Origin of the sequence: Paenibacillus tianmuensis, from assembly GCF_900100345.1 — a bacterium.
Taxonomy (GTDB): domain Bacteria; phylum Bacillota; class Bacilli; order Paenibacillales; family NBRC-103111; genus Paenibacillus_G; species Paenibacillus_G tianmuensis.
The window spans coordinates 96,570-121,474 of record NZ_FMTT01000011.1; the positions used below are offsets into that span (position 1 = coordinate 96,570).

The 24,905-nt window shown below is 57.1% G+C and carries 22 protein-coding genes and 2 pseudogenes; 17 read left to right on the top strand and 7 right to left on the bottom strand.

From position 1 onward, the window contains the following. Positions 1–15: 15 nt before the first annotated feature. Positions 16–1,611, top strand: coding sequence for a response regulator (locus BLO51_RS09815; protein ID WP_167670156.1), 1,596 nt, complete (start codon positions 16–18; stop codon positions 1,609–1,611). Between the two features lie 37 nt (positions 1,612–1,648). Further along, complete coding sequence (locus tag BLO51_RS09820) at positions 1,649–2,797, top strand: DUF2264 domain-containing protein (protein ID WP_281180338.1); 1,149 nt, start codon at positions 1,649–1,651, stop codon at positions 2,795–2,797. A 108-nt stretch (positions 2,798–2,905) separates the two neighbouring features. On the opposite strand, the gene BLO51_RS09825 is transcribed toward BLO51_RS09820, so the two are convergent. Both BLO51_RS09825 and BLO51_RS09830 read right to left on the bottom strand, forming a co-directional pair. After that, on the bottom strand, positions 2,906–3,979 hold the full coding sequence (locus BLO51_RS09825) for an acyltransferase family protein (protein ID WP_217266715.1): 1,074 nt from the start codon (positions 3,977–3,979) through the stop codon (positions 2,906–2,908). A gap of 173 nt (positions 3,980–4,152) precedes the next feature. Beyond that, entirely contained in the window at positions 4,153–4,488 is a 336-nt protein-coding gene (locus BLO51_RS09830) for a L,D-transpeptidase (protein ID WP_090670438.1), read from the bottom strand. Between the two features lie 250 nt (positions 4,489–4,738). On the opposite strand from BLO51_RS09830, the pseudogene BLO51_RS09835 reads away from it, so the two are divergent. The 7 genes and pseudogenes from BLO51_RS09835 (at position 4,739) to BLO51_RS09865 (ending at position 11,908) form a co-directional block, all read left to right on the top strand. Continuing rightward, a pseudogene (locus BLO51_RS09835) lies at positions 4,739–5,785 on the top strand (putative 2-aminoethylphosphonate ABC transporter substrate-binding protein). A gap of 216 nt (positions 5,786–6,001) precedes the next feature. Next, the gene (locus BLO51_RS09840) at positions 6,002–6,283 is read left to right on the top strand and encodes a TOBE-like domain-containing protein (protein WP_245719601.1); all 282 of its coding nucleotides are present in this window, start codon (positions 6,002–6,004) and stop codon (positions 6,281–6,283) included. Positions 6,284–6,306: 23 nt separating this feature from the next. After that, positions 6,307–8,018, top strand: a pseudogene (locus BLO51_RS09845) (putative 2-aminoethylphosphonate ABC transporter permease subunit). Between the two features lie 18 nt (positions 8,019–8,036). Then, positions 8,037–8,864: a phosphonoacetaldehyde hydrolase gene (phnX, locus tag BLO51_RS09850; protein WP_090670441.1), complete on the top strand. Its 828-nt coding sequence runs from the start codon at positions 8,037–8,039 to the stop codon at positions 8,862–8,864. Positions 8,865–8,897: 33 nt separating this feature from the next. After that, the gene (gene phnW, locus BLO51_RS09855; protein ID WP_090670568.1) at positions 8,898–9,998 is read left to right on the top strand and encodes a 2-aminoethylphosphonate--pyruvate transaminase; all 1,101 of its coding nucleotides are present in this window, start codon (positions 8,898–8,900) and stop codon (positions 9,996–9,998) included. Between the two features lie 84 nt (positions 9,999–10,082). After that, complete coding sequence (locus tag BLO51_RS09860) at positions 10,083–10,868, top strand: DeoR/GlpR family DNA-binding transcription regulator (RefSeq protein WP_090670444.1); 786 nt, start codon at positions 10,083–10,085, stop codon at positions 10,866–10,868. Between the two features lie 191 nt (positions 10,869–11,059). Further along, positions 11,060–11,908 (top strand): hypothetical protein, encoded by an 849-nt coding sequence (locus tag BLO51_RS09865; RefSeq protein ID WP_143006855.1) that lies wholly within the window; start codon positions 11,060–11,062, stop codon positions 11,906–11,908. A 62-nt stretch (positions 11,909–11,970) separates the two neighbouring features. Here the strand turns inward: BLO51_RS09865 and BLO51_RS09870 are convergent, their stop codons facing one another. Both BLO51_RS09870 and BLO51_RS09875 read right to left on the bottom strand, forming a co-directional pair. Next, positions 11,971–12,615, bottom strand: coding sequence for a TVP38/TMEM64 family protein (locus BLO51_RS09870; protein ID WP_090670451.1), 645 nt, complete (start codon positions 12,613–12,615; stop codon positions 11,971–11,973). 184 nt (positions 12,616–12,799) lie between these two features. After that, the gene (locus tag BLO51_RS09875; protein WP_090670453.1) at positions 12,800–13,750 is read right to left on the bottom strand and encodes a helix-turn-helix transcriptional regulator; all 951 of its coding nucleotides are present in this window, start codon (positions 13,748–13,750) and stop codon (positions 12,800–12,802) included. A gap of 212 nt (positions 13,751–13,962) precedes the next feature. On the opposite strand from BLO51_RS09875, the gene modA reads away from it, so the two are divergent. Beyond that, positions 13,963–14,817, top strand: coding sequence for a molybdate ABC transporter substrate-binding protein (gene modA / locus BLO51_RS09880; RefSeq protein WP_090670456.1), 855 nt, complete (start codon positions 13,963–13,965; stop codon positions 14,815–14,817). 5 nt (positions 14,818–14,822) lie between these two features. Then, entirely contained in the window at positions 14,823–15,488 is a 666-nt protein-coding gene (gene modB / locus BLO51_RS09885) for a molybdate ABC transporter permease subunit (RefSeq protein ID WP_090670458.1), read from the top strand. A 42-nt stretch (positions 15,489–15,530) separates the two neighbouring features. On the opposite strand, the gene BLO51_RS09890 is transcribed toward modB, so the two are convergent. Then, positions 15,531–16,085, bottom strand: a complete 555-nt coding sequence (locus BLO51_RS09890; RefSeq protein ID WP_090670460.1) for a DoxX family protein — start codon at positions 16,083–16,085, stop codon at positions 15,531–15,533. Positions 16,086–16,727: 642 nt separating this feature from the next. Here BLO51_RS09890 and BLO51_RS30235 point away from each other — a divergent pair. The 3 genes from BLO51_RS30235 (at position 16,728) to BLO51_RS09910 (ending at position 18,553) form a co-directional block, all read left to right on the top strand. Then, entirely contained in the window at positions 16,728–16,829 is a 102-nt protein-coding gene (locus BLO51_RS30235; protein WP_100085691.1) for a dihydroorotate dehydrogenase, read from the top strand. Positions 16,830–17,327: 498 nt separating this feature from the next. Then, entirely contained in the window at positions 17,328–18,146 is an 819-nt protein-coding gene (locus tag BLO51_RS09905; protein WP_090670463.1) for a ferric iron reductase, read from the top strand. Positions 18,147–18,232: 86 nt separating this feature from the next. After that, positions 18,233–18,553 carry a DUF2325 domain-containing protein gene (locus BLO51_RS09910; RefSeq protein WP_090670465.1) on the top strand — a complete coding sequence of 107 codons (321 nt, stop codon included), beginning with the start codon at positions 18,233–18,235 and terminating at the stop codon, positions 18,551–18,553. Positions 18,554–18,613: 60 nt separating this feature from the next. Here BLO51_RS09910 and BLO51_RS09915 read toward each other — a convergent pair whose 3' ends face one another. Then, positions 18,614–19,300 (bottom strand): FadR/GntR family transcriptional regulator, encoded by a 687-nt coding sequence (locus BLO51_RS09915; RefSeq protein WP_090670467.1) that lies wholly within the window; start codon positions 19,298–19,300, stop codon positions 18,614–18,616. Beyond that, entirely contained in the window at positions 19,297–19,689 is a 393-nt protein-coding gene (locus BLO51_RS09920) for a DUF2500 domain-containing protein (protein WP_090670469.1), read from the bottom strand. The genes BLO51_RS09915 and BLO51_RS09920 overlap by 4 nt, the downstream gene beginning before the upstream one ends. A 212-nt stretch (positions 19,690–19,901) precedes the next feature. On the opposite strand from BLO51_RS09920, the gene BLO51_RS09925 reads away from it, so the two are divergent. From BLO51_RS09925 to BLO51_RS09935, 3 genes are all read left to right on the top strand, one after another. Beyond that, positions 19,902–21,428: an FAD-binding oxidoreductase gene (locus tag BLO51_RS09925; RefSeq protein ID WP_090670471.1), complete on the top strand. Its 1,527-nt coding sequence runs from the start codon at positions 19,902–19,904 to the stop codon at positions 21,426–21,428. 3 nt (positions 21,429–21,431) lie between these two features. Beyond that, positions 21,432–22,805: a (Fe-S)-binding protein gene (locus tag BLO51_RS09930; RefSeq protein WP_090670473.1), complete on the top strand. Its 1,374-nt coding sequence runs from the start codon at positions 21,432–21,434 to the stop codon at positions 22,803–22,805. A gap of 377 nt (positions 22,806–23,182) precedes the next feature. After that, positions 23,183–24,877, top strand: coding sequence for a methyl-accepting chemotaxis protein (locus BLO51_RS09935; RefSeq protein ID WP_167670157.1), 1,695 nt, complete (start codon positions 23,183–23,185; stop codon positions 24,875–24,877). Positions 24,878–24,905: the final 28 nt, after the last annotated feature.

A 24,905-nucleotide genomic window follows, 5' to 3' on the forward strand; every position in this document is an offset into this window, starting at 1 on the left:
GGGAGAGGATTAGTCATGTACAAAGTCCTGATCATCGACGACGATGTGCCGATGCTGAAATATTTGAGGCAGCTGATCGATTGGAACGCGCTCGGCTTGCAGATCGTCGCGGATACGTACTCCAGCGTCAAGGCGCTGCGGCTGTTCGATGAGCTCCGACCGGACCTCGTCGTGTCGGATATCGGCCTGCCGCAAATGGACGGGCTGGAGCTAACTTCGGAAATGCGGCGGCGGCGGCCGGAGGTGCGGGTCATTTTTCTGACGTGCCATGAAGACTTCCACTATGCGCAGAAGGCGCTCAAGCTGAGCGTCGACGACTACCTGATCAAGGACGAACTGACGGCCGAGCAGTTAACGCAAAGCTTGGAGAAATCCGTAAGGTTCATTCGCGCGGCGAAAGCGCAGACGGAGCAGCTGACGTACCGTGAGGATTGGAGTCGGCATGCCAATGTGCTGCGGGATTCTTATTTCAAGCAGCTGCTGCGCGGCGGAGAAGCCGCTTACCTGACCGATTCCGCCGGACGGCTCGGCCTCGTCTGGGACCAGCCGTCGTTTTTGCTGGCGCTCGGTTACATATCATATTATGACGTGCTCTCGCGCTACGCGCACAAGGACCTGCCGCTCATCCGTTACGGCTTCGCAAATATTGCGGCCGAGCTGGCGGGCGAGTTCGAAGGCATCACGACCTTCAACGACGGCGAAGGGTTGGCCGTGCTGTTCAATTACCGGCCATCCTTGAAGTGGAACGCACAGGAGCATTTGCTGGCATTTCTGGCGAAGCTCCAGGCCAAATGCAAAGAGTTTCTCGGTGTAGGCACGACGTTCTTCGTCAGCTCGGGTGCGGACAAGCTGGCGGTTACGGAGATTGGCGCGGCTCATCGCCGCATGGCGACAGAGCGCTACACCGCTTTCTACACGGAGCATCTGGTGACCGTGCTGCCCGCGGCCGGCTTGCTGCAAGCGTATCATCCGGGAGCCGGGGGGTTCGAGCAGGAGTACGCCGAATTGTCTCAGGCGGTTCGGGATCACGACGAGGCGCTGCTGGAGAAAGCACTGGCGGACATCCGGCGGTCGGCGCTGCAGCTGAAGCCGGAACCGGCGTCGTTCGTGCATCAGTGCGCGGACAGGCTGCGGCTCGTTGAGCTCCAGTACCGGGCGTTCAGCGGCGAGACGCTGTACGCCTGCCTGCAGCAGACGCTCACGCTTGGCGACGCGCTCGGGCTGATGGGGCTGAAGCTGCGGCAGATTATGAACGGCCGACGGCTCGGGGAGCCGCAGACGAGCAAGGAGCCGAAGCTGCAGACGATCGACCAGTACATCGCGCAGCATTTGGCGGAGACGATCACCTCGATCGATATTGCGACGTATTTGTACTTGAACCCGAGCTATTTTTCAAGGTACTTTAAGAAGCTCTCCGGCGAAAATTTCACGGACTACGTCCACCGGTACAAGATGAAGATCGCCGCCGATCTGTTGGAGAAGACGAAGGATTCCATTGAGGTCGTCGCGCTGCGCTGCGGCTATTCGGACCGGACGTACTTCTCCAAGGTGTTCAAAAAATACATCGGCGTCACGCCCGGGGAGTACAAGTCGAGGTCCGGCATGATGTAGCGGGGCGCTTGCGAAACAAACGAGAGGAAGATCAAACGTGACGACTCATGCCGATGACCGAGACTACTGGCTGCAAACGATGCAGCACATCGCGAAGCCGGTGCTCGAAGCGCTGTCGCAGCGCAAGCTGAAAGAGCGGATGCCGGTGGAAGCGAAGCTGGACGACCGGGAGCTGTACACGTATCTGGAAGCATACGGCCGGCTGCTCGCAGGCATCGCGCCGTGGCTGGAGCACGGCCCGAGGACGGGAGCGGAAGGAGAGCTGCGAGGAGAATATGTCCGGTTAGCGCGGCTGGCGATGGATGCGACGACCGATCCGCAGTCGCCGGACCGGATGAATTTCTCCGAGGGCTACCAACCGATTGTGGATGCGGCTTTTCTGGCCCATGCGATTCTGCGGGCACCGACGGCGTTGTGGAGCGGGCTGGACGATCATGTCAAGGCGAACGTGAAGGAAGCGCTGCGCGCGACCCGTTCCCGGAAGCCGTGGTTCAACAACTGGCTGCTGTTCGCGGCTATGATCGAAGCGGCGCTCTGCGTCATCGGCGACGACACGTGGGACCCGATGCGGATCGATTACGCGCTGAAGCAGCATGAGCAGTGGTATCTCGGCGACGGCATGTACGGCGACGGACCTCATTACCATGCGGATTACTACAACAGCTTCGTCATTCAGCCGATGCTGCTCGATCTTCTGGAGGCGGTCGGCGACCGCTATCCCGAATGGGCGAGCCTGCGGGAGCGTGTCCAGCGGAGGGCGTTGCGTTACGCCGCCGTGCAGGAGCGGTCCATTTCGCCAGAAGGAACGTTTCCCGTCGTCGGGCGTTCGCTCGCTTACCGCTTCGGCGCGTTCCAACTGCTGGGCCAGATGGCGCTGCGCGAGCAGTTGCCTGACGATGTCGCTCCGGCCCAAGTGCGCTGCGCGCTTACCGAGGTCATGCGCCGCATGATCGAAGCGCCGGGCACGTTCGATGCGGGCGGCTGGTTGACGATCGGCTTCTGCGGGCATCAGCCGGAGATCGGGGAGCCGTACATCTCCACCGGCAGCTTGTACTTATGCGCCACCGTTTTCCTGCCGCTGGGGCTTTCGGCGGACCGCCCGTTCTGGCAGGGCGAAGCGGCGGACTGGACGTCGCGTAAAGCATGGTCGGGCGGGTATACCCCGGCAGATCACGCGCTGGAATAAACTCGGCTGTCGCCGGGAGCCGCTCCAAGCGTGGCTGCAACAACCTCAAAAAGCCGTATTCCATAAGGAGGGGCTTCCCCTCCTCTTATGGAATACGGCTTTTCGAGTCTACGTGGCTCGCGAATAGGCTTCCTGGGTTTTGCGCTTCCGTGCTTTCACGGCTTTTTTGGTCAACGCGTTCAGTGGTCTTTCGACCCAACGGTACACCGCGAGGCAGAGGAGCAGTCCCGACAGGAAGCAGAGCGTGACCGTCAGCGCTGGACCGATCCGTTCCACCGCATGCGCGGCCCGCGCCAGCTTGAAGGTGACCGACATCATCGGCAGACTGGCGAGCAGAATCGAATAAGAGGCGTTCCCGCACAGCGCGAACGGCTTCAGCCAGCGGTACGCCGGACCTTTCCACGTCGTTACCCCGACCAGCACTAACGCTGATCCGAACGTATGCAGCAGATCCGTATACCGCAGGCCGGATTCCTCAAACCGCAGCACCCAGAGAATCGCGTAGACGGCGGCGCCTCCTGCGATCCACCATAGGCTGCGGCCAAGCTGGCGTTTGCGGACGAGATAGGCGACGAGCATGCCGGCGAAAAACTCCAAGTGCGCCTCGTTAAACAAAAATTGCCCCAGCAATCCCTCTTTCACCTGAATCCACCCGATGGCATGGAGGGCAATGATCGTCAGCCACCCCGAATAGATCGCAGCGACGGTTTTTTCTTTCAAGAGAAATCCCAGGGAGAACATCAGATAAAACCACACGACGTACGTCAGCGACCAAGCGACGCCCAGAATCGGCGCCTGAGCCTGCGGCCACAGCAGCATCGATTTGAAAATGACCGCGGGATCGCGCTCATAGCCGAAACCGAACGATGGCACCAAAAAATATATCGGAACGACGGCGGCCGTGAAGAGCCAGTATAATGGATAAATGCGGTAGAACCGTTTCAGCAGAAACGTTCCGAACAGCTCCGTCCTTCCGAATTGTTCGCGATACAGCGTGAACATTAAATAACCGGTCAAAGCGAAAAAAAACGTATAGGCGCCTGAGCGTCCCATTTCGCTGATCCCGAGATAATTGTATCCAAAATAATGCTGGCCCGTTTGCGAAGCGTGAAACAGCATGACCAGCAGAACGGCAGCGCCGCGGGCTGCTTGAATATAAAAGAAATTGTGTTTCCGCTCCATTCCGCCCAGCCTTTCTTGCATAGGATGCCTGCTTTTTTATAGCATTATGGCAGATAAGTATGAAGAAATCATGACATGAACCTGAATGCGAGCTGAAAATGGTTCGGACAAGAGAGGATTACTTTTTAAGCGGTAAGCAAAATCTTACTGGGCGGGGAAGTTCCTGCCGTGTACTACTGACGGATCGTTACCCGCGTGCCGATGGGGACAAGGCGGGCAAGCGCCAGCACGTCCTCGTTGTACATGCGGATGCACCCATGGGAGACGGCATGGCCGATGGACGACGGGTTATTCGTACCGTGGATGCCGTAATGCGGGCGCGACAGCCCCATCCAGAAGGCGCCGAATGGTCCGCCCGGATGGGGCACCTTGTTAATAATCCTGTACTCGCCCACGGGCGACTGTGTCAGTATTTTGCCGATAGCGATCCGATACGAACGGATTACGCGGTTGCCTTCCAGCAGATGAAGCATCCGCTGTGACAAATCGACGATAATGCGGTATGGCATGGGGAGCAGCTCCTTCGCAGAAGTTTCGCAAGTATGCTACTACCATATGCACGGGAGCCTATCGGGGCGACGAACAGAAAAGCCGGTTATGGATATATAAAAAATTAAAACCAATAAAAAGAATAACAATACAATAAATTAACGTGTATTTAATATGGGTTTGACAAAACTCTCTTATAGTTAGGATAACGGGCTAAGCCCAAGGTGTCATATCCAATTAAAGGAGAGATTATGACGTGAAAAAGTCTTTATCGCTTATGATGATCCTCATGCTGGCGCTTTCCATGCTGCTGGAGCGGGCAATACAGGAAGCGCCGGCGCCGATGCGGGCATCGGTACGAAAAGCAAAGAGCTCACGGTTTATACCGCGCTGGAAGACGATCAGATCAAAAAATATCTGGAGACGTATAAAGCGAAGTACCCTGACGTGAAGCTGAACATCGTTCGCGATTCGACGGGCATCATTACGGCGAAGCTGATTGCCGAGAAGGATAACCCGCAAGCCGACGTCGTGTGGGGGCTTGCCGCAACGAGCTTGCTCGTGCTGGATCAGAACGGGATGCTCGAAGGGTATTCGCCGCAGGGCGTCGACCGGATACAACCGGACTTCAAGGATAAGAACAGTCCGACACGCTGGGTCGGCATCGACGCTTGGGAAACGGCGTTTATCGTGAACAAGAAAGAGATGGAGAAGCGCGGCCTGCCGGTTCCGCAAAGCTATGCCGATTTGATTAAGCCGGAGTACAAGGGCCTGATTACGATGCCGAATCCCGCCTCCTCCGGAACCGGCTTCCTGACCGTGTCGGGACTCGTGCAGCTGGAAGGCAAGGACAAAGCGTGGGCGTACATGGACAAGCTTCACGACAATATCGCGATGTATGTGCATTCCGGCTCCAAACCGGCGAAGATGGCCGGAACGGGCGAGGTTCCGATCGGGATCTCCTTCGGTTACCGCGGGATTCAAGAGAAGAAAACCGGCGCTCCGGTTGAGGTCGTGTTTCCGAAGGAAGGCTCCGGCTAGGATGTGGAAGCCAATGCGCTGCTGAAGAAGACGGTCAAGCAGGCGGCCAAAGATTTCCTCGATTGGGCCATCGGCGACGACGCCATGAAGGAATACGGCAAAAACTTTGCGATTTTGGCGGTGAAGAGCGACAGCAGCCAAATTCCGGAAGGCTATGAACAGGACCCGATCAAGCAATTGATCAAGAACGACCTGAACGAAGCGGCCAAAAACCGGGAAAGCGTCTTGAACGAGTGGAGCAAACGCTACGACAACAAGAGCGAAGCCAAAAAGTAGCACACAGTCGAACAAATCGCAACTAAATGAAAGCGCGGAGCCGCAGGTTCTGCGCTTTTTTATGCCAACCTCCAGATAAAACAACGTAACTGCAACTAAACAAAACAAATAACATAATCTTAACTTGCGTTTGATACTCCGTTAACAAAACCGGCCTATACTTAAATGGAAAGCAAGCAAGCCGGTCCCTTGCGGGGCGGCCTGAAGGAGGCTCTTATGCAACCGTATTTATCGATCGCCGTCCGGCCGGAGCATATCGAGGTCAGAGCGGGCAATGCGGGTGAAGGCATCCCGGCCGTCGTCCGTAACGTCGAATTCCGCGGTCCGTTTTACAGGCTGAGTCTCCAAATGCTGCACTCTGGCGCAGGCGGGCTTGTATCGGTGGACGTTCCCGCCCAAGCCTCCGGCGAGCTACCGTTAGCCAAAGACGCCCGCGTCCTGCTGAATGTGCTTGCGGAGAAGCTGCTGTCGTTCCAAGCAGAGGCCTTGGCCAACTGAATCCAAGTGAAGGAGATTTCATCATGTGGACTGCACGAACCCGGGCGCTCAGCCCGAAAGCGGGGGGCGCGGAGCTTTGGCAGATGTCGCTTGTCGTCATCGTCGTCCTGCTGCTGCTCACGTCCGTTTTGTTTCCTCTGGGCGTCTTGTTCGCCAAGGCGTTCATGGACCGCGAGGGAGCTTTCGTCGGGCTGGCTAGCTTTGTGCGTTACTTCTCGACGCCGGCGCTGTCCCAGTCGCTAACGAATACGATCTACGTCTCGGTCGTGGCGACGGGCATCGCCGTCACGCTGGCGTTCTTCTATGCGTACGGGGTCATCCGGACGGCGATCCGGGGCAAGGCGTTTTTCAAAACGATCGCGCTTGTGCCGTTGTTCGCGCCTACGATGATGCACGGCATCGCGCTGACGTATTTGTTCGGCAACCAAGGGCTTGTCACGAACGGACTGTTCGGACTGGCACCCGGGTTTAAAATCGAGCTGTACGGCCCGGTCGGCATCATTATGGCGGAGGTCATCTACTTGTTCCCGCAGGCGTTCCTCATCCTGGCGGCGTCGCTGGCCGTGACCGATTACCGGCTGTACGAAGCGGCGGAGACGCTCGGCGCGGGAAGGCTCAAGCGGTTACTCACGGTGACGCTGCCGTCGGTCAAGTTCGGGCTGATCAGCGCCATCTTCGTCTGCTTCACGGCATGCTTCACCGATTTCGGAGCGCCACAGGTCATCGGCGGGAAGTTCAACGTGCTCGCGACGGATATTTACAAGCAGGTGATCGGTCAGCAAAACATGTCCATGGGCGCGGCTGTCGGCATTCTGCTGACGATCCCGGCAGTGATCGCGTTCGTGGTGGACCGGCTCGTGCAGCGCAAGCAAAATGCGCTGATTACGTCCAAATCGACGCCGTACCGCATTGTGAGCGGCCGCCTGCGTGACATGCTGTTCATGCTGTTCTGCGCCCTGATGTCCATCGGAATCCTCATTCCGGTGCTGACGATCGTTTATGCTTCCTTGGTGAACGTATGGCCATACAACCTGACGCTGTCGCTCAAGCATTTTGATTTTTCCGCGATGGCGGCAGCCGGATTCGAGCCGTTCTGGAACAGCTTGGTTCTCTCGCTGCTGACGGCAATTTTGGGCACGCTGTTCGCGTTCGTCACGGCGTATTTGATCGAAAAAACACGGATGCTGCGAAGCGTCCGGCAGCTCGGCTATTTCTTGGCCATCCTACCGCTGTCGCTGCCCGGCATGGTCATCGGGCTGGCGTACATTTCTTCTTCAACGCGCCGGATAACCCGCTGCATCCGATGTACGGCACGATAGCCATTCTGGTGTTGGCAAATGTCGTTCACTTTTTCGCGGTACCCTTCATCACGGCAACGACAACGCTGAAGAAGCAGGACAAGGAGTTCGAGCTGGTGGCGGAGTCGATGCGGGTGCCGTTCTACCGGACCTTCCTCAAGGTGACGGTGCCGCTGTCGATGCCGGCGATTATCGAGATGGCGATGTATTTCTTCGCCAACTCCATGGTAACGGTGTCGGCGCTCGTCTTCCTGACTTCGCCGGACTTCAGGCTGGCGGCGGTATCCATCGTCCATATGGACGATGCGGGCGATACGGCGGCCGCGGCGGCTATGTCGGTACTGATCCTGGGAACGAATATAGCCGTCCGGCTGCTCTACGAGCTCATTTTGAGGGGCGTGAAGCGGCGGACGGAAGCTTGGCAAATGCACAAATGATACGGGAGGAATCAAAATATGACGGTACAAGGAGTCATTTTGGATTGGGCGGGAACCGCTGTCGACTACGGCTGTTTTGCGCCGGTGTCGGTATTCGTGGAAGTGTTCACGAAGCGGGGAATTGCGCTGACGGCCGAGGAAGCGCGCGGGCCGATGGGGATGCTGAAGCGGGACCATCTCCGCGAGCTTTGCCGCTTGGACAGCGTGGCGGAGCAGTGGAAGGCGGCCTTCGGCCGGACGCCGGAGGAAGCCGATGTCGATTCGCTGTACGCGGATTTCGAGCTGATGCTGTTTGGCATCCTGAAGCAGTATGCGACCCCGATTCCGGGAGCGATTGAACTGGTGGCGCGGCTGCGGTCGCAGGGGATCAAGGTCGGCTCGACCACGGGATATACGACGGAGATGATGGAGGTCGTCGCTGCCGAGGCCAAGAAGCAGGGCTATGCACCGGATGGGCTGGTAACGCCGGACGAAATGTCTGCGGGCCGGCCGTATCCGTGGATGATCTACGAGAACGCAATCCGGCTCGGAATTTACCCGATGAAGTATATTGTCAAAGTCGGAGATACGATCAGCGACATTCGGGAAGGGCTGAACGCCGGAACATGGACGGTCGGCATTCTGAAGGGCAGCAGCGAGCTCGGCATGAGCGAAGCGGAAGTGAACGCATGTGATCCCGCCGTTCTGCGACGGAAGCTTGAAGAAATCGGGCGGCGCTACCGGTCGGAGGGCGCACACTACGTCATCGACTCCATCGGGGCGTTGGACCCGGTCATTGCAGATATCAACCGGCGCTTGGCTGCAGGGGAATCCCCATGCTCCACGGCGGCCGCAACGAAAGGATGAACTCTTATGACAGAAGCGATGACCATTCCAGCAATGCCAGATAATCCATACTTGCTGCTGACGCCGGGCCCTTTATCCACGACGAAGCGGGTGAAGGCGGCGATGCTGAAGGACTGGTGCACGTGGGATCGCGAATACAACGACTTGGTACAGGACATTCGCGGCAGGTTGGTCCGGCTGGCGACGACGGAGACGGACCGGTATACGGCCGTGCTGTTGCAGGGAAGCGGCACGTTCGTCGTGGAATCGGTGATCGGCTCGACGATCCCTGCGGACGGTAAGCTGGCGGTCCTCATTAATGGAGCTTACGGCGAGCGGATCGCGCAAATGGCGGAGCGGCTGCACATTTCGACCGTCCGGATCGCGCTCGGCGAGACGACGCCTGCGGAAGCAGCCGCCTTGGAAGTCGTCTTGGCTGCGAAGCCGGACATTACGCATGTGGCCGTCGTTCATACGGAGACGACGACCGGAATGCGCAATCCGCTGGAGGACATCGCCCGGACGGCGAAGAAGCACGGCAAGACGCTGATCGCCGATGCGATGAGCAGCTTCGGCGGCATCGCCATCGACGTGGCGGCGCTCGGCATCGATTTTTTGATCAGCAGCAGCAACAAATGCATTCAAGGCGTTCCCGGCTTCGGCTTCGTCATCGCGAAGACGGAGGAGCTGGCTGCCTGCGCCGGCCGCGCCCGGTCGCTCTCGCTCGATCTGTACGATCAATGGGAGACGATGGAGCGGCAGCAGGGCAAGTGGCGGTTCACCTCGCCGACCCATGTCGTGCACGCGTTCCACGAAGCGCTGCTGGAGCTGGAGGACGAGGGAGGCATCGAGAAGCGGCAGCAGCGGTATGAGAACAACCAGCGACTGCTGGTGCGGGGGATGGAGGAGCTGGGGTTTCAAGCGCTGCTTCCGGCCTCGTGCCAATCGCCGATCATTACTTCGTTTGTGTACCCAGCGCATCCGCCGTTTTCGTTTGCGGAATTTTACGCGCGGATGAAGCTCGAAGGCTTTGTGCTGTATCCGGGCAAAATCTCGTCCGCGGACACGTTCCGCATCGGCAATATCGGGGATGTGCATGCGGATGATATCGGGCGGCTGCTGGAGGCGATCGGGCGCAACCGGTTCTGGTTGTAAAGCGACGGACAGGAAAATCGTGTAAGCTGCGGCGTTTGGGTGCTATAATGCAAGTATCATACGCAGGGCTGGAGGTTGCGCCGAATGTCTTTGGTGGGGGAAGAACGCAAGGATTTTATTTTGAACACGCTCAACCTGGAAGGAAAAGTAAAAACGTTTGAGCTGGTAGAGAAGCTGAAGGTGTCGTCGGAGACGGTCCGCCGGTATTTGGAGGAACTGGAGGCGGAGAACAAGCTGAAGCGGGTTTACGGCGGCGCGGTCAAAATCAATCTGGCGCGGGAAGAGCCGCCGCACCTGAAGCGGGAAGTGCTGTACGCCGAGGAGAAGAAGCGGATCGGGCGGGCGGCCGCGTTTCTGGTCGAGGACAACGACGTGATCTTCATCGACGACGGCACGACGACCCAGCAGATGATTCATTTTTTGCTCAATAAGAAAAATATTACGGTGCTGGCCTTCTCCGCTGCGGCGCTCTACCTGCTTATCGATTACAAGAATAAAGAGCTGTTCTCCGGCGACGTTTATTTTATCGGGGGCAAGGTCAATGCCGCGCAGGCGCGGGTGTCCGGCTCGATGGCTGAGCGGATGGTCGAGCAGTTTTATGCGGACAAGGCGTTTATCTCGATCGACGGCATGATGGTGAACCGCGGAATTACCAGCTTCGACGCCGAGCGGGGGCAGCTCGCGCGCAAGCTGATCGAGCAATCCAAGCAATCGATCGTCATGACCGACCGCTCGAAGATCGGCGAGGGGCAGTTCTACAAGCTGGCCGATCTCAAGGAAATCGATATCATTATCAGCGATGTGAACAAGCCGAAGGAATGGGAGGCCGACCTTCAAGCTTCGGATGTTACGTGGATACATGCCCTGTAAGGAGTAAATGCCTTGCCTTGCGGGGATTGTACGGCAGTCACTGCCCAAACGAAAACCGTCTCCCTGAGGGCCAAAAGCCAAGGGGGTCATCCGGAAGCCTATGCTTCCGGATTTCGTCATTTTGCCGGGTCGGCGACATGAGCACCTTTTTTCCGCGTTGAACAGATATTAGAGAGAATGGGATGACGCAAATGGATCGGAATTTATTTGAGGCGATGCACTCAAGGACCAACGAACTTAAAAAGATAGCGGAAGCGAATAAGGAACCAACGTTTCTGGATAAATTTTTAACCAATAGATACGTTAAGGCGGCGCTCAAAACCGTACTTTTTATTATTGCAGCCGTCTTTTGCGTTCTGCTGGTTCTCTACTTGATGGTGGGCGGGATGGTTTTTTTGATGCTGAATGCCATCTTCAATCAATTCACGTCCGATGAAAAAAGAGTGCAGGAGGAACTGGCCATTCATTTGAAAAGCAAATATCAGGAAGAATTCAGAATTGAAAAGGTCGAGTATAACGGCACGCTTGACAAGTATAGTGCTGAAGTACATTCTGTTGCAAAACCCGATTACAAGATCAGAGTGGATGTTTCGGAGAAAAACAAGCAGTTCGTGTTTAAAGATGACTATGTGCAAGCTTTTTGGAACGCCGAACTGAAGGAGACGGTTTATCCAAAACTGCAAGAGCTGCTCCCGGAGGAAAAATACCGCATAAACAACGTGTCGGACTACCATTCCCTATACGGAGAATTTGTGGATGAGAACGCCATTATTTTTGGGCCCAAGTATATTTCTTTTCAAGAAGCGATTGACCGGCAGCTTTTTTATCTGGACGTCCGATATGAAAGATTGGAAGATGGAACGGCTGTTGAGGACGAGTTGAAAAATGTGCATAAAGTGGTTGATCTGGCGAAGAGTTTTCGTATTAACAGGATGTGGATTGAACAAAGGTCTAAACAAGATAGGAGGGAACTACGCTGTCGAATCAACGACGTGAATAGCATCAACAGCATGGCCGAACTGGAAAAGGTTTGTGAATAAACGGTCACAGCCGTTTCCCCCAAGGGGGAGGGAGCATGGCCTCTGGCCGTTCCGCGGGGAATTCATCCGCTTCCCCGCCCGTCGCCGTCCAGACCTCGTTGCTCCTCTTTGGCCGCAGCCACTCTTGTAAAATGCGCCTCGATTTTTTTGCTGAGAAACAGCGAACCCCCGATAAACACCACCACATAGAGCAGTTGTAGCGGCTCACGGACGAATCGTTCCAGATCGTACCCGATGTACGAGACGGAGAAGATCATGATCGCTTTGCCGGCGGCTACGGCGATCAGAAACGTATGCAAGCGCATGCGCGCGACGGCAGCCGCCATATTGACAAGCACGAACGGACCGACCGGAAACACGCTCAGCAGAAACACATAGCTGAACCCGTTGTGGCGGACCCACCGCATGCTTTTTTCGACTTTGGGCTTGCGCTTCCACCGCTCGAAGTATGGATGGTCGGCCGCTTTGCGAATGATGAGGAAGGTCGTCAGGCAGCCGGCGATCATGCCGATCCATGAATATAGAAAGCCGAGCCATAAGCCGTATACCGCCGCATTGACTCCGACGATAACTAGCGTAGGCAGCGGAGGAACGAACGACTTGGCGAACGTGAGCAGGATGCCGGGCAGCGGCCCCAGGGAGCGGTATTGCTCCAACCAATACTTGATGTTGTCCTCTGTCAAATGCTGGATGATTGAAAAATCCATGCTGATGCGATCACCCGAGTCCGGTTAGATTTTGTGCCAAGCGTAGCCGCTCAGTCATCGTTCTTGTTCATAAAGATCGTAGCGCAGTCTCGGATAGAAGGGAAGGCAGGCCACAATAACGACACAGATGGCGGTCATGCTCCAACCCATTTTCTGCCGGGTAGCGTTTACGGAAAGCGGTCCGTCACGTTTCCAGTAAAACCTTGCCCGTTTCGGTCAAGTCGTATCCGCCGATAGAGCGCAGCTCGCCGAGAAAGGCGTCCGATTGCAGGATGCGCCGGACCGCTTCGATCCATTCGCGGTTATCCGGCTTCTTCAGCATCACGAGATCGTAACGTTCCCGGATCAGCGGGATAAAGTCGACGCCTCCGACGATACTCGCCGCTTTCTCGATCCCGATCCCGACATCGGCCTCGCCCGCAGCGACTTTACCGGCTACGCCCATATGGCTGGATTCCTCCGCCTCATAGCTGGCAATGCTGCCCGGAGCGATGCCGTGCAGCCGAAGCTGCTCGTCCAGCAGCACGCGCGCGCCGGAGCCTTTCTCCCGATTGGCGATACGCAGGCCGGGCTGTGCAAGATCGCCCCAGCTCCGCAATCCTTTCGGATTGCCCCGCGGCACATAAAGCCCAGCATTCCGGGTAAGCAGATGCACGACGATATATGAAAAGCCGACCAGCAGCTTGCGGATATACGGAATATTGTATTCCCCGGTATCGCCATCCAGCAGATGCGTGCTCACGATATCCGATTCGCCGCGGTACATCGAGATCAGGCTGTCTAAGCTGCCGACGTACGAGCGGAGTGGGCGGACGCCGGGCGCTTGCTTCTCCAGATGCTTGGCCAACATGTCGAGGCTGATATCCTGCCCTGTGATGACGAGCGGACGGCTGCCCGGAGAAAAAACGGCCTCCGGCCTTGAGGAACCGGACGACGCCGGAGCGGCTGCGGGCGGCATGCGGCCTTCGCGGCTCCTGGCTTTATAGGCTTCCAGATCCGCGGCGTCGATACGCATTTGCTTGCCGACGCGATAGGCGGGAAGATCGCCCTTTTTGATCAGGTCGTACACCGTCAGCTTGGATATTTTCAAAAGCTTCGCGATTTCTTCAGTTGTATAGGAAACGTCGTTGGTCATGACGCTGAAACCTCCCGTCTTGCATTCGTCTTCGCAGGCAGCGCCGGTCTTGCTCCCGGCTTGGACACGAAGTCGTCACGTCTATCATACGATGGAAGCGGTAGCGATTCAAACCGCTGTTTACAGGGTTCCTTTTCTTCGCTTATAATGAGTTTCGAGCTAATTATATCTAGTTATATCTAAACATAATTAAATAGATAGGAGAGGGTATTATGCGCAAAATCATCGCTTCTTGTTTATTCCTGCTGCTTGCTTTATCTTTAGCCATCGGGCTTACAGGCTGTGGCGGAGCCAAGCCGACTCCGGCGGACGCGCCGAAAGCCGGGCAAGAGAAGAGTCAGGCCGGCCAAGCCGCCCCTGCTGAGAAGGTGGAGCTGACCGTATCCGCCGCGGCGAGCTTGACCGACGCGCTCAAGGAAATCCAGACCGCTTATGAAAGCAAGAACGCCAACATCAAGCTGAACTTCAACTTCGGGGCCTCCGGCGCACTGCAGCAGCAGATCGAGCAGGGTGCTCCTGCCGACGTGTTCCTGTCCGCCGCCGCCAAAAATATGAAAGCACTGGTGGACAAGCAGCTTGTCGATGCGGCGCAGCAGAAAGATCTGCTCGTCAACGAGCTCGTCGTTGTCGTACCGGAAGGCGGCAAAGCGCAGGTCGGCACGGTGGGCGATTTGGCGAAGCCGGAAGTGAAGCACGTGGCCATCGGGGAGCCGGAATCCGTACCGGCGGGCGGTTATGCCAAGGAAGCGCTGACGAACGCGAAGCAGTGGGATGCTTTACAGCCGAGGCTCGTCATGGCGAAAGACGTGCGGCAGGTGCTGACGTACGTCGAGTCGGGCAACGCGGAAGCGGGCTTCGTCTACAAGACGGATGCGCTTACGTCCAAGAAGGTGAAGATCGCCTTCAACGTCGATCCGAAAACCTACAAGCCGGTCGAATATCCGGCAGGTATCGTCAAAGCGACGAAGCATGCCAAAGAAGCCGAAGCCTTCTACACGTATCTGCAGAGTAAAGAGGCGACGGACGTGTTCACGAAGTATGGCTTCACCGTTCCTGCCGGGAAGTAGCCGGTATGCCTGGCACTGATTGGAACGCTTTTCTGTCGCCGGTCCTGCTATCGGTCAAAGTATCGCTGTTTGCTAGCGCGCTGGTGTTCCTCCTCGGGATCGCTGCGGCATGGGGCTTGTCCCGCCGTGCGTTTCCGGGCAAAACGCTGCTGGAAACCGCGCTGATGCTGCCGCTGGTGCTTCCTCCGACCGTGATCGGCTTCATCCTGCTGGTGCTTCTCGGCAAGAAGAGCTGGTTCGGCCGCTGGATCGAAGAATGGTTTGCGGCCCCGCTCATCTTCACGTGGTGGGCTGCCGTCATCGCCTCGGTCGTGGTCGCCTTTCCGCTCGTGTACCAAACGATGAAGGTCGGGTTCGCTTCGGTCGACCGCAACCTGGAGGACGCCGCGCGCTCCACGGGCGCAGGCGAGTGGCAGGTGCTCCGCTATATTACGCTGCCGCTGGCCTGGCGCTCCCTCGCTACGGCTTACATTCTGGGCTTCGCCCGGGCACTCGGCGAATTCGGGGCGACGCTGATGATCGCTGGCAACATCCCGGGCAAGACGCAGACCGTTCCGACCGCCATCTACATGGCGGTGGAATCCGGCCGCATGACGCTCGCCTGGTGGTGGACCGGCTCGATCATCGTCATTTCGTTTATGATGATGCTGATTGTGAATAAAAAAAAGTAAGACCACGGAATCGATCCGTGATCTTCTTGTCGTATGCTTGCGTTACACGCCCATCGGGGCACGGGTGCCGCCGGCGGTTTTGTTAGGATCGTGACCGTCCCCGCCTTTGTTCATCTTACGGAACGCTTTGCGGAGGTAAGGAAGTACGTAGTAGTCGCCGCCGAATTTGCCGGCGTTGGCTCCTGCGGCCAAGACGATGAAGCCAAGGAGCACCAGCCAAGGGTTCGTGCTTACGGTTCCGGCGAACAGGAACATGAAGTTCATCATTAATCCGAAGAAGGCGGCCGCCGTCGTCAGCGTCCCGAGAATTAGGCCGAGGCCGACGAGAAACTCACCGAGCGGGATCAGGAAGTTGATCAGCTTCGCGTTAGGTAAAGCGAAGTTTTGCAGGAATGCCGTGAAGGTCGGGTAAATCAATTCGTTTGTGGCTTTGTCCATTGCCGGTTTGGCAATAGCGCCCTTCAGGAAGCCGGCGGCGTCGAACCCGCCGGTTAGTTTGTGGAACCCGGCCGTAAGCCACGTCCATCCGACGTATACGCGTAATATGAGCAGCAAGCCGGCAGCATACACGTTTTCTCTTAACCATTTCATAATCATCGTAATCGCTCCTTTTGTTCAATTGTGTCTAAATTTTGACACATTCATTTTTTTCATTATTGCACATCGCTAAAGAGATGAAGAGGGATAAATTACCACTATTTAGGGATAATATCCATTTAAACTTACAGGAATAGAAGGACCTTCGAAATCATTCGACTTTTTTTCAAGATTCGTGAAAATATTCACAAACATCCGCAAGAAAAATTGTTCGCCTGCTTTCCAACAAGGTAAGACTATTTTTTAATACAAGATCGGCTGCTATAGCAGTGTCGTCGGCTGGATCGGGAACGAAGCACCGTGTTCATATCGCATGTTCCTTTCCTTTGATTGATGTCGGGATTTGCTTCCTCCCTACGCCTTTACTATAGCATGTCCGAGAGAAAAGTGATGTGAAAAAAATCACACAGTCAGTCGGAAAATGGTTGATCCTGTCGTTTCGGCGTTGTTATTGTCGAGGATTCGGCATGTGCTCCCGGAATTCCTTCGCATTTAAAGTGTTGTACCCTGCCAAAGGAATGGGTTCGTCGCCTTAAAATGATCCCCCTCACTCGTCCATACCGGTCATTCGTCTTCTGCATACATTGATATTGCGAATATCCGACTTGGGGAGTATGCCGGCTATTCAATTTTGTCGAAGGAGTGATCATTGTGGGTGGTTTTGGCGGTTTCACATCGACAGGCGTCATCCTGGTTCTGTTCATTCTGCTCGTGATTGTCAGTTGCAGCGTCTTGTTCTTCTGAGTTTCACGCGTGAAAATAACAGCAAGCCGGGCACCAGTGAGGGCCCGGCTCTTTCCAATTGAAGCGCGCAGTCCATTCCACCTGCAATGTAAATGCAGCCTCCCTTGCATTAATTTGGAACGTATTTCAAGTTTTATGCATCGTCCGGCCCGGCCGAAGGGGCTATGAACATTGAGAAAAGTGGCAACCCATTGACAACGATAATGATAACCATTATCATTTGTATTACGCATGTTATTGAGAATCATTATCATACAATAAAAGGAGGAGCCGTCCGTGGGTTTGCTGTATGAGCTGATCAGGCATAGAAACCTTAGCCGGGCAGACAGCATTGCGGACCGTTCGATTCCCGTCAGACTACAGTCGCAGCCGGAAGAGCGCCAGTACGGTTCATACATACAGAGGATATCGGTTCAAATGTTGGAAGAGGGAAAGGCTCAGGGGAGTTTCGAAAGAGCGCCCGAGCGCCAGTAACCGAAATGGGAAGGGAGAGCGGTAATGGGGCAGGCAAGGAATGAAGCTCTGGCGGAGCAAGGTCTCAGCGAGCTGGAGGCGCAGTTTTTTTTCATACGGGAGCTTCCCGACGAGGGGGAATTATCGGTCAAGCTGTCGCAGCTGTTCGAATGTCGGCATGTGGACATGCTTCTGACGAATTACGGCAAGCATATCCGCGCGTTGGATGAGCAAGCGCCGGCCACTTATTTTAGCAGCTGGCTCGGAACATTGTGCGCGGCGCAGCAGTATATGATCAGCCGGCATGATGCGGCGTTCGATCTTTCGCCGGGCAATCTGACAGTCAATTTGTATCTGAAGGAAGGCCGCCCGATGTTCGGGTTCCGGCTGTATAACGCCAGAACGTTGTCGGTGCCTGAGGGGGATCGAGCCGAGTGGAGGCGTCAAGTGCTCTCCGCTTTGTACGGAGAGACGCTTCGGCCGCTGCTCGCATCGCTGGCGCAAGCGGCAGGGCTCGATGCAGGGCAATTGTGGGGGCAGATTGCGACCCGGATGTACTATGCGCGGGATATGGCTGTTGCCCAAGCGGACAGCGAAGAGCTTCGGGCTAAGCTGACGGAGGACTTTCAGGCGCTGCTGTCGGACTTGCCGCCGGACGTATTCGGCCGGCCGCGGCATCCGCTCGATGTGAAGTTCCGCTACGTCGACGACCCGCGCAAGCCCGGAGAGCGGCTGCGGATGAAAGTCAGCTGCTGTCTCGCTTACAAGACGGATACGGATCACGGATATTGCTATACCTGTCCGCGGATGAGCAGTGCCGAGCGCGAGGAACGGAAGCTCAAGCTGCTCGCGGTCGCGAAATAACGAGAATCGAAGGCATACACGATAAAAATACATGCACGGAAGGCTCTCTCTGGAGATAGCCCGTTAACGAAAAGGAGGCTCGAAACATGCCGTCGATTTTGGTCGTTGGAGCGGATCATTTGGGCAATATGCCCGATCATCTGGCGAATATCGGTTTTGACGAAGTGGTGCATATGTCCGGACGCAAATGCCAAATGGTGAAGAAGGGGATTCCGGAAAAGGTGGACGCGGTGCTCGTGCTGACGGATTACGTCAATCACAATCTGACCAAAGCCATCAAGCAGCAAGCGAAGGAACAGGAAGTGCCGATTTATTATGCGAAGCGTTCGTGGTGCTCGGTGCAAAAGGCGCTCTGCTCCTGCGCGGACGGCTGCGAATGGTTGAAAAAGGGCGGAGCCGCCCATTAAATGAGGAAAGCCCGCCGGAGTATGCCGGCGGGCTTTTTCGGTATGAGAAGCCGTGCGGCGTCAGGCTTCGTAGGTTAAACGGCGGAGCATCTGCTCCACCTTGCGCAAGTGGGAGGCGACGCGTTCCCGGGCAAGGGCTGCGTTCTGAAGCAGGACCGCGTCGACGATGGCCCGGTGCTCTTCGGAGAGCCGGGCCGTCTGGCTCTGCTCTGCGAACAGCCACAACCGGCGGCTTTCCCGCATCGCCGGCCCCATGGTCAGGAAGAGCGTTTCCAGCGTGCGTACGAGCAGTTCGTTGCCGGACGCTCCGGCCAGCTTCAGGTGAAACCGGATATCGCATTGCTCCAGCTTGTCCTCGTCGGTCAGGGAAGCCATCTCGGCGAGGATTCCGTCCAGTTCGTTCAGATGGTCGTTGCTGCGGCGCGCCGCGGCGAGTGCCGCGCCTTCGGTTTCCAGAATGAAGCGCAGCTCAAGCCATTGCCGGAGCTGCTCCACGTTCCCGATCTCGGGCGCTTCGATCTGAAACGCACCGCTATTGCGGAGCACGAACGTTCCGCCGCCGTGGCGGACGTCCACCCAGCCGTGCGCTTTGAGCGACATGAGCGCTTCCCGGATCGTGGAGCGGCCGACGCCGAACTTCACGGCAAGCTGCTCGACCGAGTCGATCCGGGAACCGACCGGCCAGACGCCCTGCTCGATTTGCTCGCGAAGGGCGTCGGCGACGATTTCATAGCCTTTGCGGATCATGAATGCTCTTCCTTTCTCATGCGGACAAAATCAATGAAGCGGGTACCCTGATATGTCAGCTCGCCGAAGTCCCCTTCGACCAGCAGCCCGTATTGGGGGCCTTTTAAAGGAAACTCAACGCGCCCGCCGTCCTCGAATTCGAAGGTCGCGAAATATTTCGTAAACGCCCTCGAATCTCCGGACCCGCCCGACACCTGCGTGCGTTTGGCGACGACCCGGCCGGGGACGGTAAGACGCTCGGACGCATTGTTGGCGGACCAGACGGAGACGGAAGAGAAAATCCCGTACAAGACGGCACCTACAATCAGAACCAGAATAAGCACAAAGAAGAAGATGAAAAAGGGCGGAGGCCCGTCCAAAGGCCTCCATGAAGATGGAAAAAAATCCATGGCAATCCCTCCAGTGGAGATGTACACTGAAATAATACGGCCGCTATGCATGACACGGCAGCGTGCAAGATTTCCCTTATTGTACCATGTTTGCCCGGGCGAATCATGTCGGCTTGCGGGACGTCTTTAGCATTGACGGAGGAAGCCGGATCCTTTTATAATAAAGTCATCAGATGACCTGACTAATTAAGGGGCATACGGGAGGGATTGCTTTGCTGGCTGCAACGGTTTGTCAAGAATTAAGAAGCATTGTCGGGGACGCCTGGTTCCGCGACGATACCGAAACACTCGTTTCGTACAGCTACGATGCTACGCCGCTGTATCAATCGATGCCGGACGGTGTTATTTTCCCCGCTTCGACAGAAGAAGTGTCGGCGGTGATGCGCGTCTGCGCCCGGCACCGGATTCCGGTGGTCACCCGCGGGGCTGGCAGCAATTTGTGCGCGGGCGTCGTGCCGCTGCACGGTGGGCTGATCATGGTCATGACGCGGATGAACCGGCTTGTGGAGATCGATCAGGACAACTTGACGGCGACATTCCAGACGGGTCTGAATACGAAGCGCTTTCATACGGCCGTCGAGGAGACAGGACTGTTTTATCCGCCGGACCCGAGCAGCATGATCATCTGCACGATGGGCGGCAACATCGCCCTTGGCGCAGGTGGGCTGCGCGGGCTCAAGTACGGCACGACCAAGGATTACGTCATCGGGCTTGAAGCGGTGCTGGCGAGCGGTGAAGTGCTGCGGACGGGAGGCAAGCTCGTGAAGGATGTCGCGGGCTACGACTTGACGAGGTTGCTCGTAGGGTCCGGGGGCACGCTGGCAATTTTGACGGAAGCGACAGTCAAGCTTGTGCCGAAGCCGGCGTACCGTCGAGCGATGATTGCGGTTTTCGCCGATTTGCCTGCGGCGGCGCGGACGGTGTCGCAGATTATTGCGAACCGGATTACGCCCTGTACGCTTGAGTTTATGGACCAGGCGACGATCGAGGTGGTGGAGGCGTTTTCCAAAATCGGCCTTCCGGTCGATGCGCAGGCGATCTTGGCGATCGAGCAGGACGGCGACGAGGCGCAGGTGGAGAAGGACCTGCAACTGATCGAGACGATCTGCAGACGCGAAGGGGCGATCCAGGTGAAGGTAGCCGCGACGCCGGAGGAAGGGGCCAAAGTGATGGAAGCCCGGCGCAGCGCGCTGGCGGCGCTCTCACGGTTGCGGCCGACGACCATTCTTGAAGACGCGACGGTGCCGCGCTCGAAGATTGCCGATATGGTGCTGGAGGTGCAGCGCATTGCGGCAAAGCACAACGTGCGGATCTGTACGTTCGGCCATGCGGGAGACGGCAACTTGCATCCGACGGCGATGACCGATGCGCGGGATACGGAAGAGATTCATCGGGTGGAGCTGGCGTTCGAGGAAATTTTCGACGCGGCAATCCGGCTCGGAGGCACGATCACCGGGGAGCACGGCGTCGGGCATGTCAAAGCGCCGTATCTCGAATGGAAGGTCGGCGCGTCCGGCATCAGCCTGATGAAGCGGCTGAAGCATGCGTTCGACCCGGACGACTTGCTCAACCCCGGCAAGCTGTTCGCGGAGACACGCAAACGCATTGTGTTTAAGTCGGAGCCGGGAACTGAAGCGAGCGGAGGCGCGGGACAGGAACAAGCCGGCGCCGGGGAAACGGGCTCGCCCAACGCCCCGCTTGTGGACGGCCGCGGGCCGTCAGCGAAAGGCGGTGCGTGACGCATGAGCACGGAGATCAAACAATTGACCGAGAAGCTGCAGCTTACGCTCGATCCCGATCAGCTTACCAACTGTATGCGCTGCGGCTTTTGCCAGACGGCTTGTCCGACGTTTCAGGAGACGGGGCTGGAGGCGGCGTCGCCGCGGGGCCGGATCGCATTGATGAAGGCCGTCTATGACGGCAAAATGGAGCCGGACGCGGCGTTCCGCTCGCAGATGGACCTGTGCCTCGGCTGCCGTGCTTGCGAACCGGCCTGCCCGTCGGATGTCAAGTACGGTCAGCTCATCGAACAGGCCCGCGAGTCGATCGCGGCGGTAACCCCCGAGCGGTGGCCGGTACGGACGGTGAAACGGCTGTTCATGGAGCGGCTGTTTCCGCATCACGGCCGGATGCGGCTACTCGGCTCGTCGCTGAAGCTGTACCAGACGAGCGGGTTGCAGAAGCTAGCGCGCGGGCTCGGCGTCATGAAGCTGTTCCCGACTCATATGCGCGAGATGGAAGCGGTGCTGCCGCAAGCGGCCGGCGACGGCGTCATCCGCCGTTGGGAGAAGCTCGGCCTGCCCGCCCGTTGGGAACAGGGTGAAGGCGGACAATCGCTGCTCGTGATCCCGGCCGAAGGCGAACGTCTCGGGCGGGTCGGGATGTTCCGCGGCTGCATCATGGATGTGCTGTTCACGGAGACGAACGTAAACACGATCAAGCTGCTGCGTTTGGCGGGCTACGAGGTCGTTGTCCCGGCCTCGCAGACATGCTGCGGCGCGCTGCACAACCATGCCGGCGAACGGGAGAGCGCCCGCCGTCTGGCCCGGACCAACATCGCCGCCTTCGGCGCGGCCCGCGTCGATGCCGTCGTCAGCAACGCCGGCGGCTGCGGCGCCACCTTGAAGGAGGTGGATCACCTTCTTCACGGCGATCCTGGGGAGGCGGAGGCCCGCCAGTTTGCCTCGCAGGTCCGCGACGTGTCGGAGCTGCTCGCCGAAGGGCGTCCGCTGCCGCTGAAGCCGCTCGGCCAAGGGGAGGAACAGGTGACGGTCACATACCAGGATTCGTGTCATCTGCGCAACGTGATGCGCGTCACATCGGCCCCACGGCAGCTTATACGGACCGTGCCCGGCGCGAAGATGCAGGAGCTGCCGGACGCCGACCGCTGCTGCGGCTCCGCCGGAATCTACAATTTGACGCAGCCGGAAATGTCCGCCAGCGTGCTCGACCATAAGATGGAGCAGGTGGAGCGCACCCGGGCGCACGTCATTCTGACGGCGAATCCGGGCTGTCTGCTTCAGATGAAATGGGGCGTTCACCGCCACGGGAAAGACAAGACGATGCAAGCGATGCATCTGGTTGATTTTCTCGCCGAATCGGCGGGGCAGAGATAGTCCGCAGCGTCACCTGACAGCCGGCATATCCTTTAAGGATATGCCGGTTTGTCGTGCCGTCGGCGCAAGGAAGTCGTGAACCGGAACTCCCGCAGCTACGGAGCTTCCACGCTCTATGACTGGACGTTCGCGAATCCAACGGAACACTGCGCCTGCTCCCCAAGCGAGGCAGAAGCTTGCCCTTTTACGCCTCCTTTTCCTGCAACGACCTCCTCTCCGGGCCGGCTTATTTATGCACAGGCATGTAAGCCGCTCCCCAGTCCCGTACTCCTGATCGACGGCTATTGTAAAATTTTGCATATCAATTTTTTGTCTAAAATTGTCGATAAATATGTTGAAAAATGTCGAATAATATTAGGATTTCAGGGGGATTGCGGATGAAGATTTCAAGCTGGTTAAAGGTAATGGGGGGACTTTTATTAGTATTATCGCTGCTCAACTGGTTCAGTGTCAGCAAGCTGGAGAATGGGATCGCTCAGGAACGACTGACGGTACAACGGCAGGCGCAGTTCAAGCAGCTCGGCTTTGACTTGAGGAACGCCTCTGATTACTTGACCGAAGAGATGAGAAGATATGTCCAGTTCGGGGACAAGCGGCACTACGATAATTATTGGAAAGAGGTCAACGAGACTAAGTCGCGCGATAAGGTCGTCGAACAACTGAAAGCGCTTGAAGCGCCGCAGGAAGAACTGGATTTGATCGAGAAAGCGAAGACCAGCTCCGACACCTTGATCAAAACCGAAGAAGCCGCCATGAAGGCGGTGGAGGAGAAAAATTTCGACAATGCCCGGAAGCTGATGTTTGGTGAACAATACGATGCGAGCAAGAAAGAAATTATGGGCTATATCCAGCAGTTTCAAACCCAGATGAACACCCGGGCGCAGCAGGAAGCCGACGCGGCCCGTCAGACGGCTACAGCCATGATGAGCTTCGCCGTGATCCTGCTGGTGGTGACGTTCTTGACCTTGTTCGGCATTTTTACCTTGATCTTTATCAAGCTGCGGCCATTAAAAACAGTGAATGAGAAAATTGCCGAGCTGGCCAGCAACGGTGGCGATCTGACGGCCAGGCTGACCTCGAATACGAAGGATGAGATCGGCGAAATCGCAGGCTCGCTTAACCGGATGCTGGACAGCCTGCACGGCATGATCAAGGAGATTACCGGCACCTCCGAGAAAGTATGGGAGACGTCGGAGAAGCTGATTGCCAATACGAAGCAAAACTCTGCCGCAACCGAAGAAATCGGCAAGCGGATGGCGGTGATCGAGCAGGGGGCCGTCATTTCGGTGCAGAATACGTTGGACGGATCGCGGGCCATCGAAGAAATGGCCAAGGGCGTGCAGCGAGTGGCCGAATCGGCTACCGAGCTGTCCGAGGCCGCCGTGGATACGGAGAAAGAAGCTGTGGAAGGCTTCGGACATATGGAGCAGGCCAAACGGCAAATGGATCAAATCGACGAGTCCGTTACCAAATCCGCTCAGATCGTGGCCAAGCTGGACGAACGCTCATCCCACATCGGGCAAATTGCCGATACGATCGCCACGTTGTCCAATCAAACGAATCTGCTTGCGCTCAACGCTTCGATCGAAGCGGCCCGGGCGGGCGAGCATGGCCGGGGCTTTGCGGTCGTGGCGGCGGAAATCCGCAAGCTGGCGGAAGGCTCCGCTGCCTCGGCAGGCCGAATCGCTGAGCTGCTCCAGGAAATTCGCAGCGATTCGACAGAAACGGTCAACGCGATGCAGCGGGTAAGCGAAGAGATGGCATTGGGCAGCCACAAGGTGCGGGCTGCCAGCGATTCGTTCCAAAAAATATTGCAGGCCACCAAAGAGGTCGCCGCCCAAATCCAAGAGGTTTCAGCCATTTCCGAGGAGATGGCGGCAGGCTCGGAGGAAATTGCCGCCTCCGTCTCCGATATGGCCGATGTCGCCAAAGAATCCCTGGACGGCGTGCAGATCGTCAACGACAAAACCCAAGCGCAAACCGCTCTGGTGCAGGAGGTTTCCTCCTTGTCCGAAGGACTGAGCCGGGAGGCGGAAAATCTGGAGACGCTGGTCCGCAAGTTTAACATATAAACATGAAATATCGTGCGAAATGGAAAAG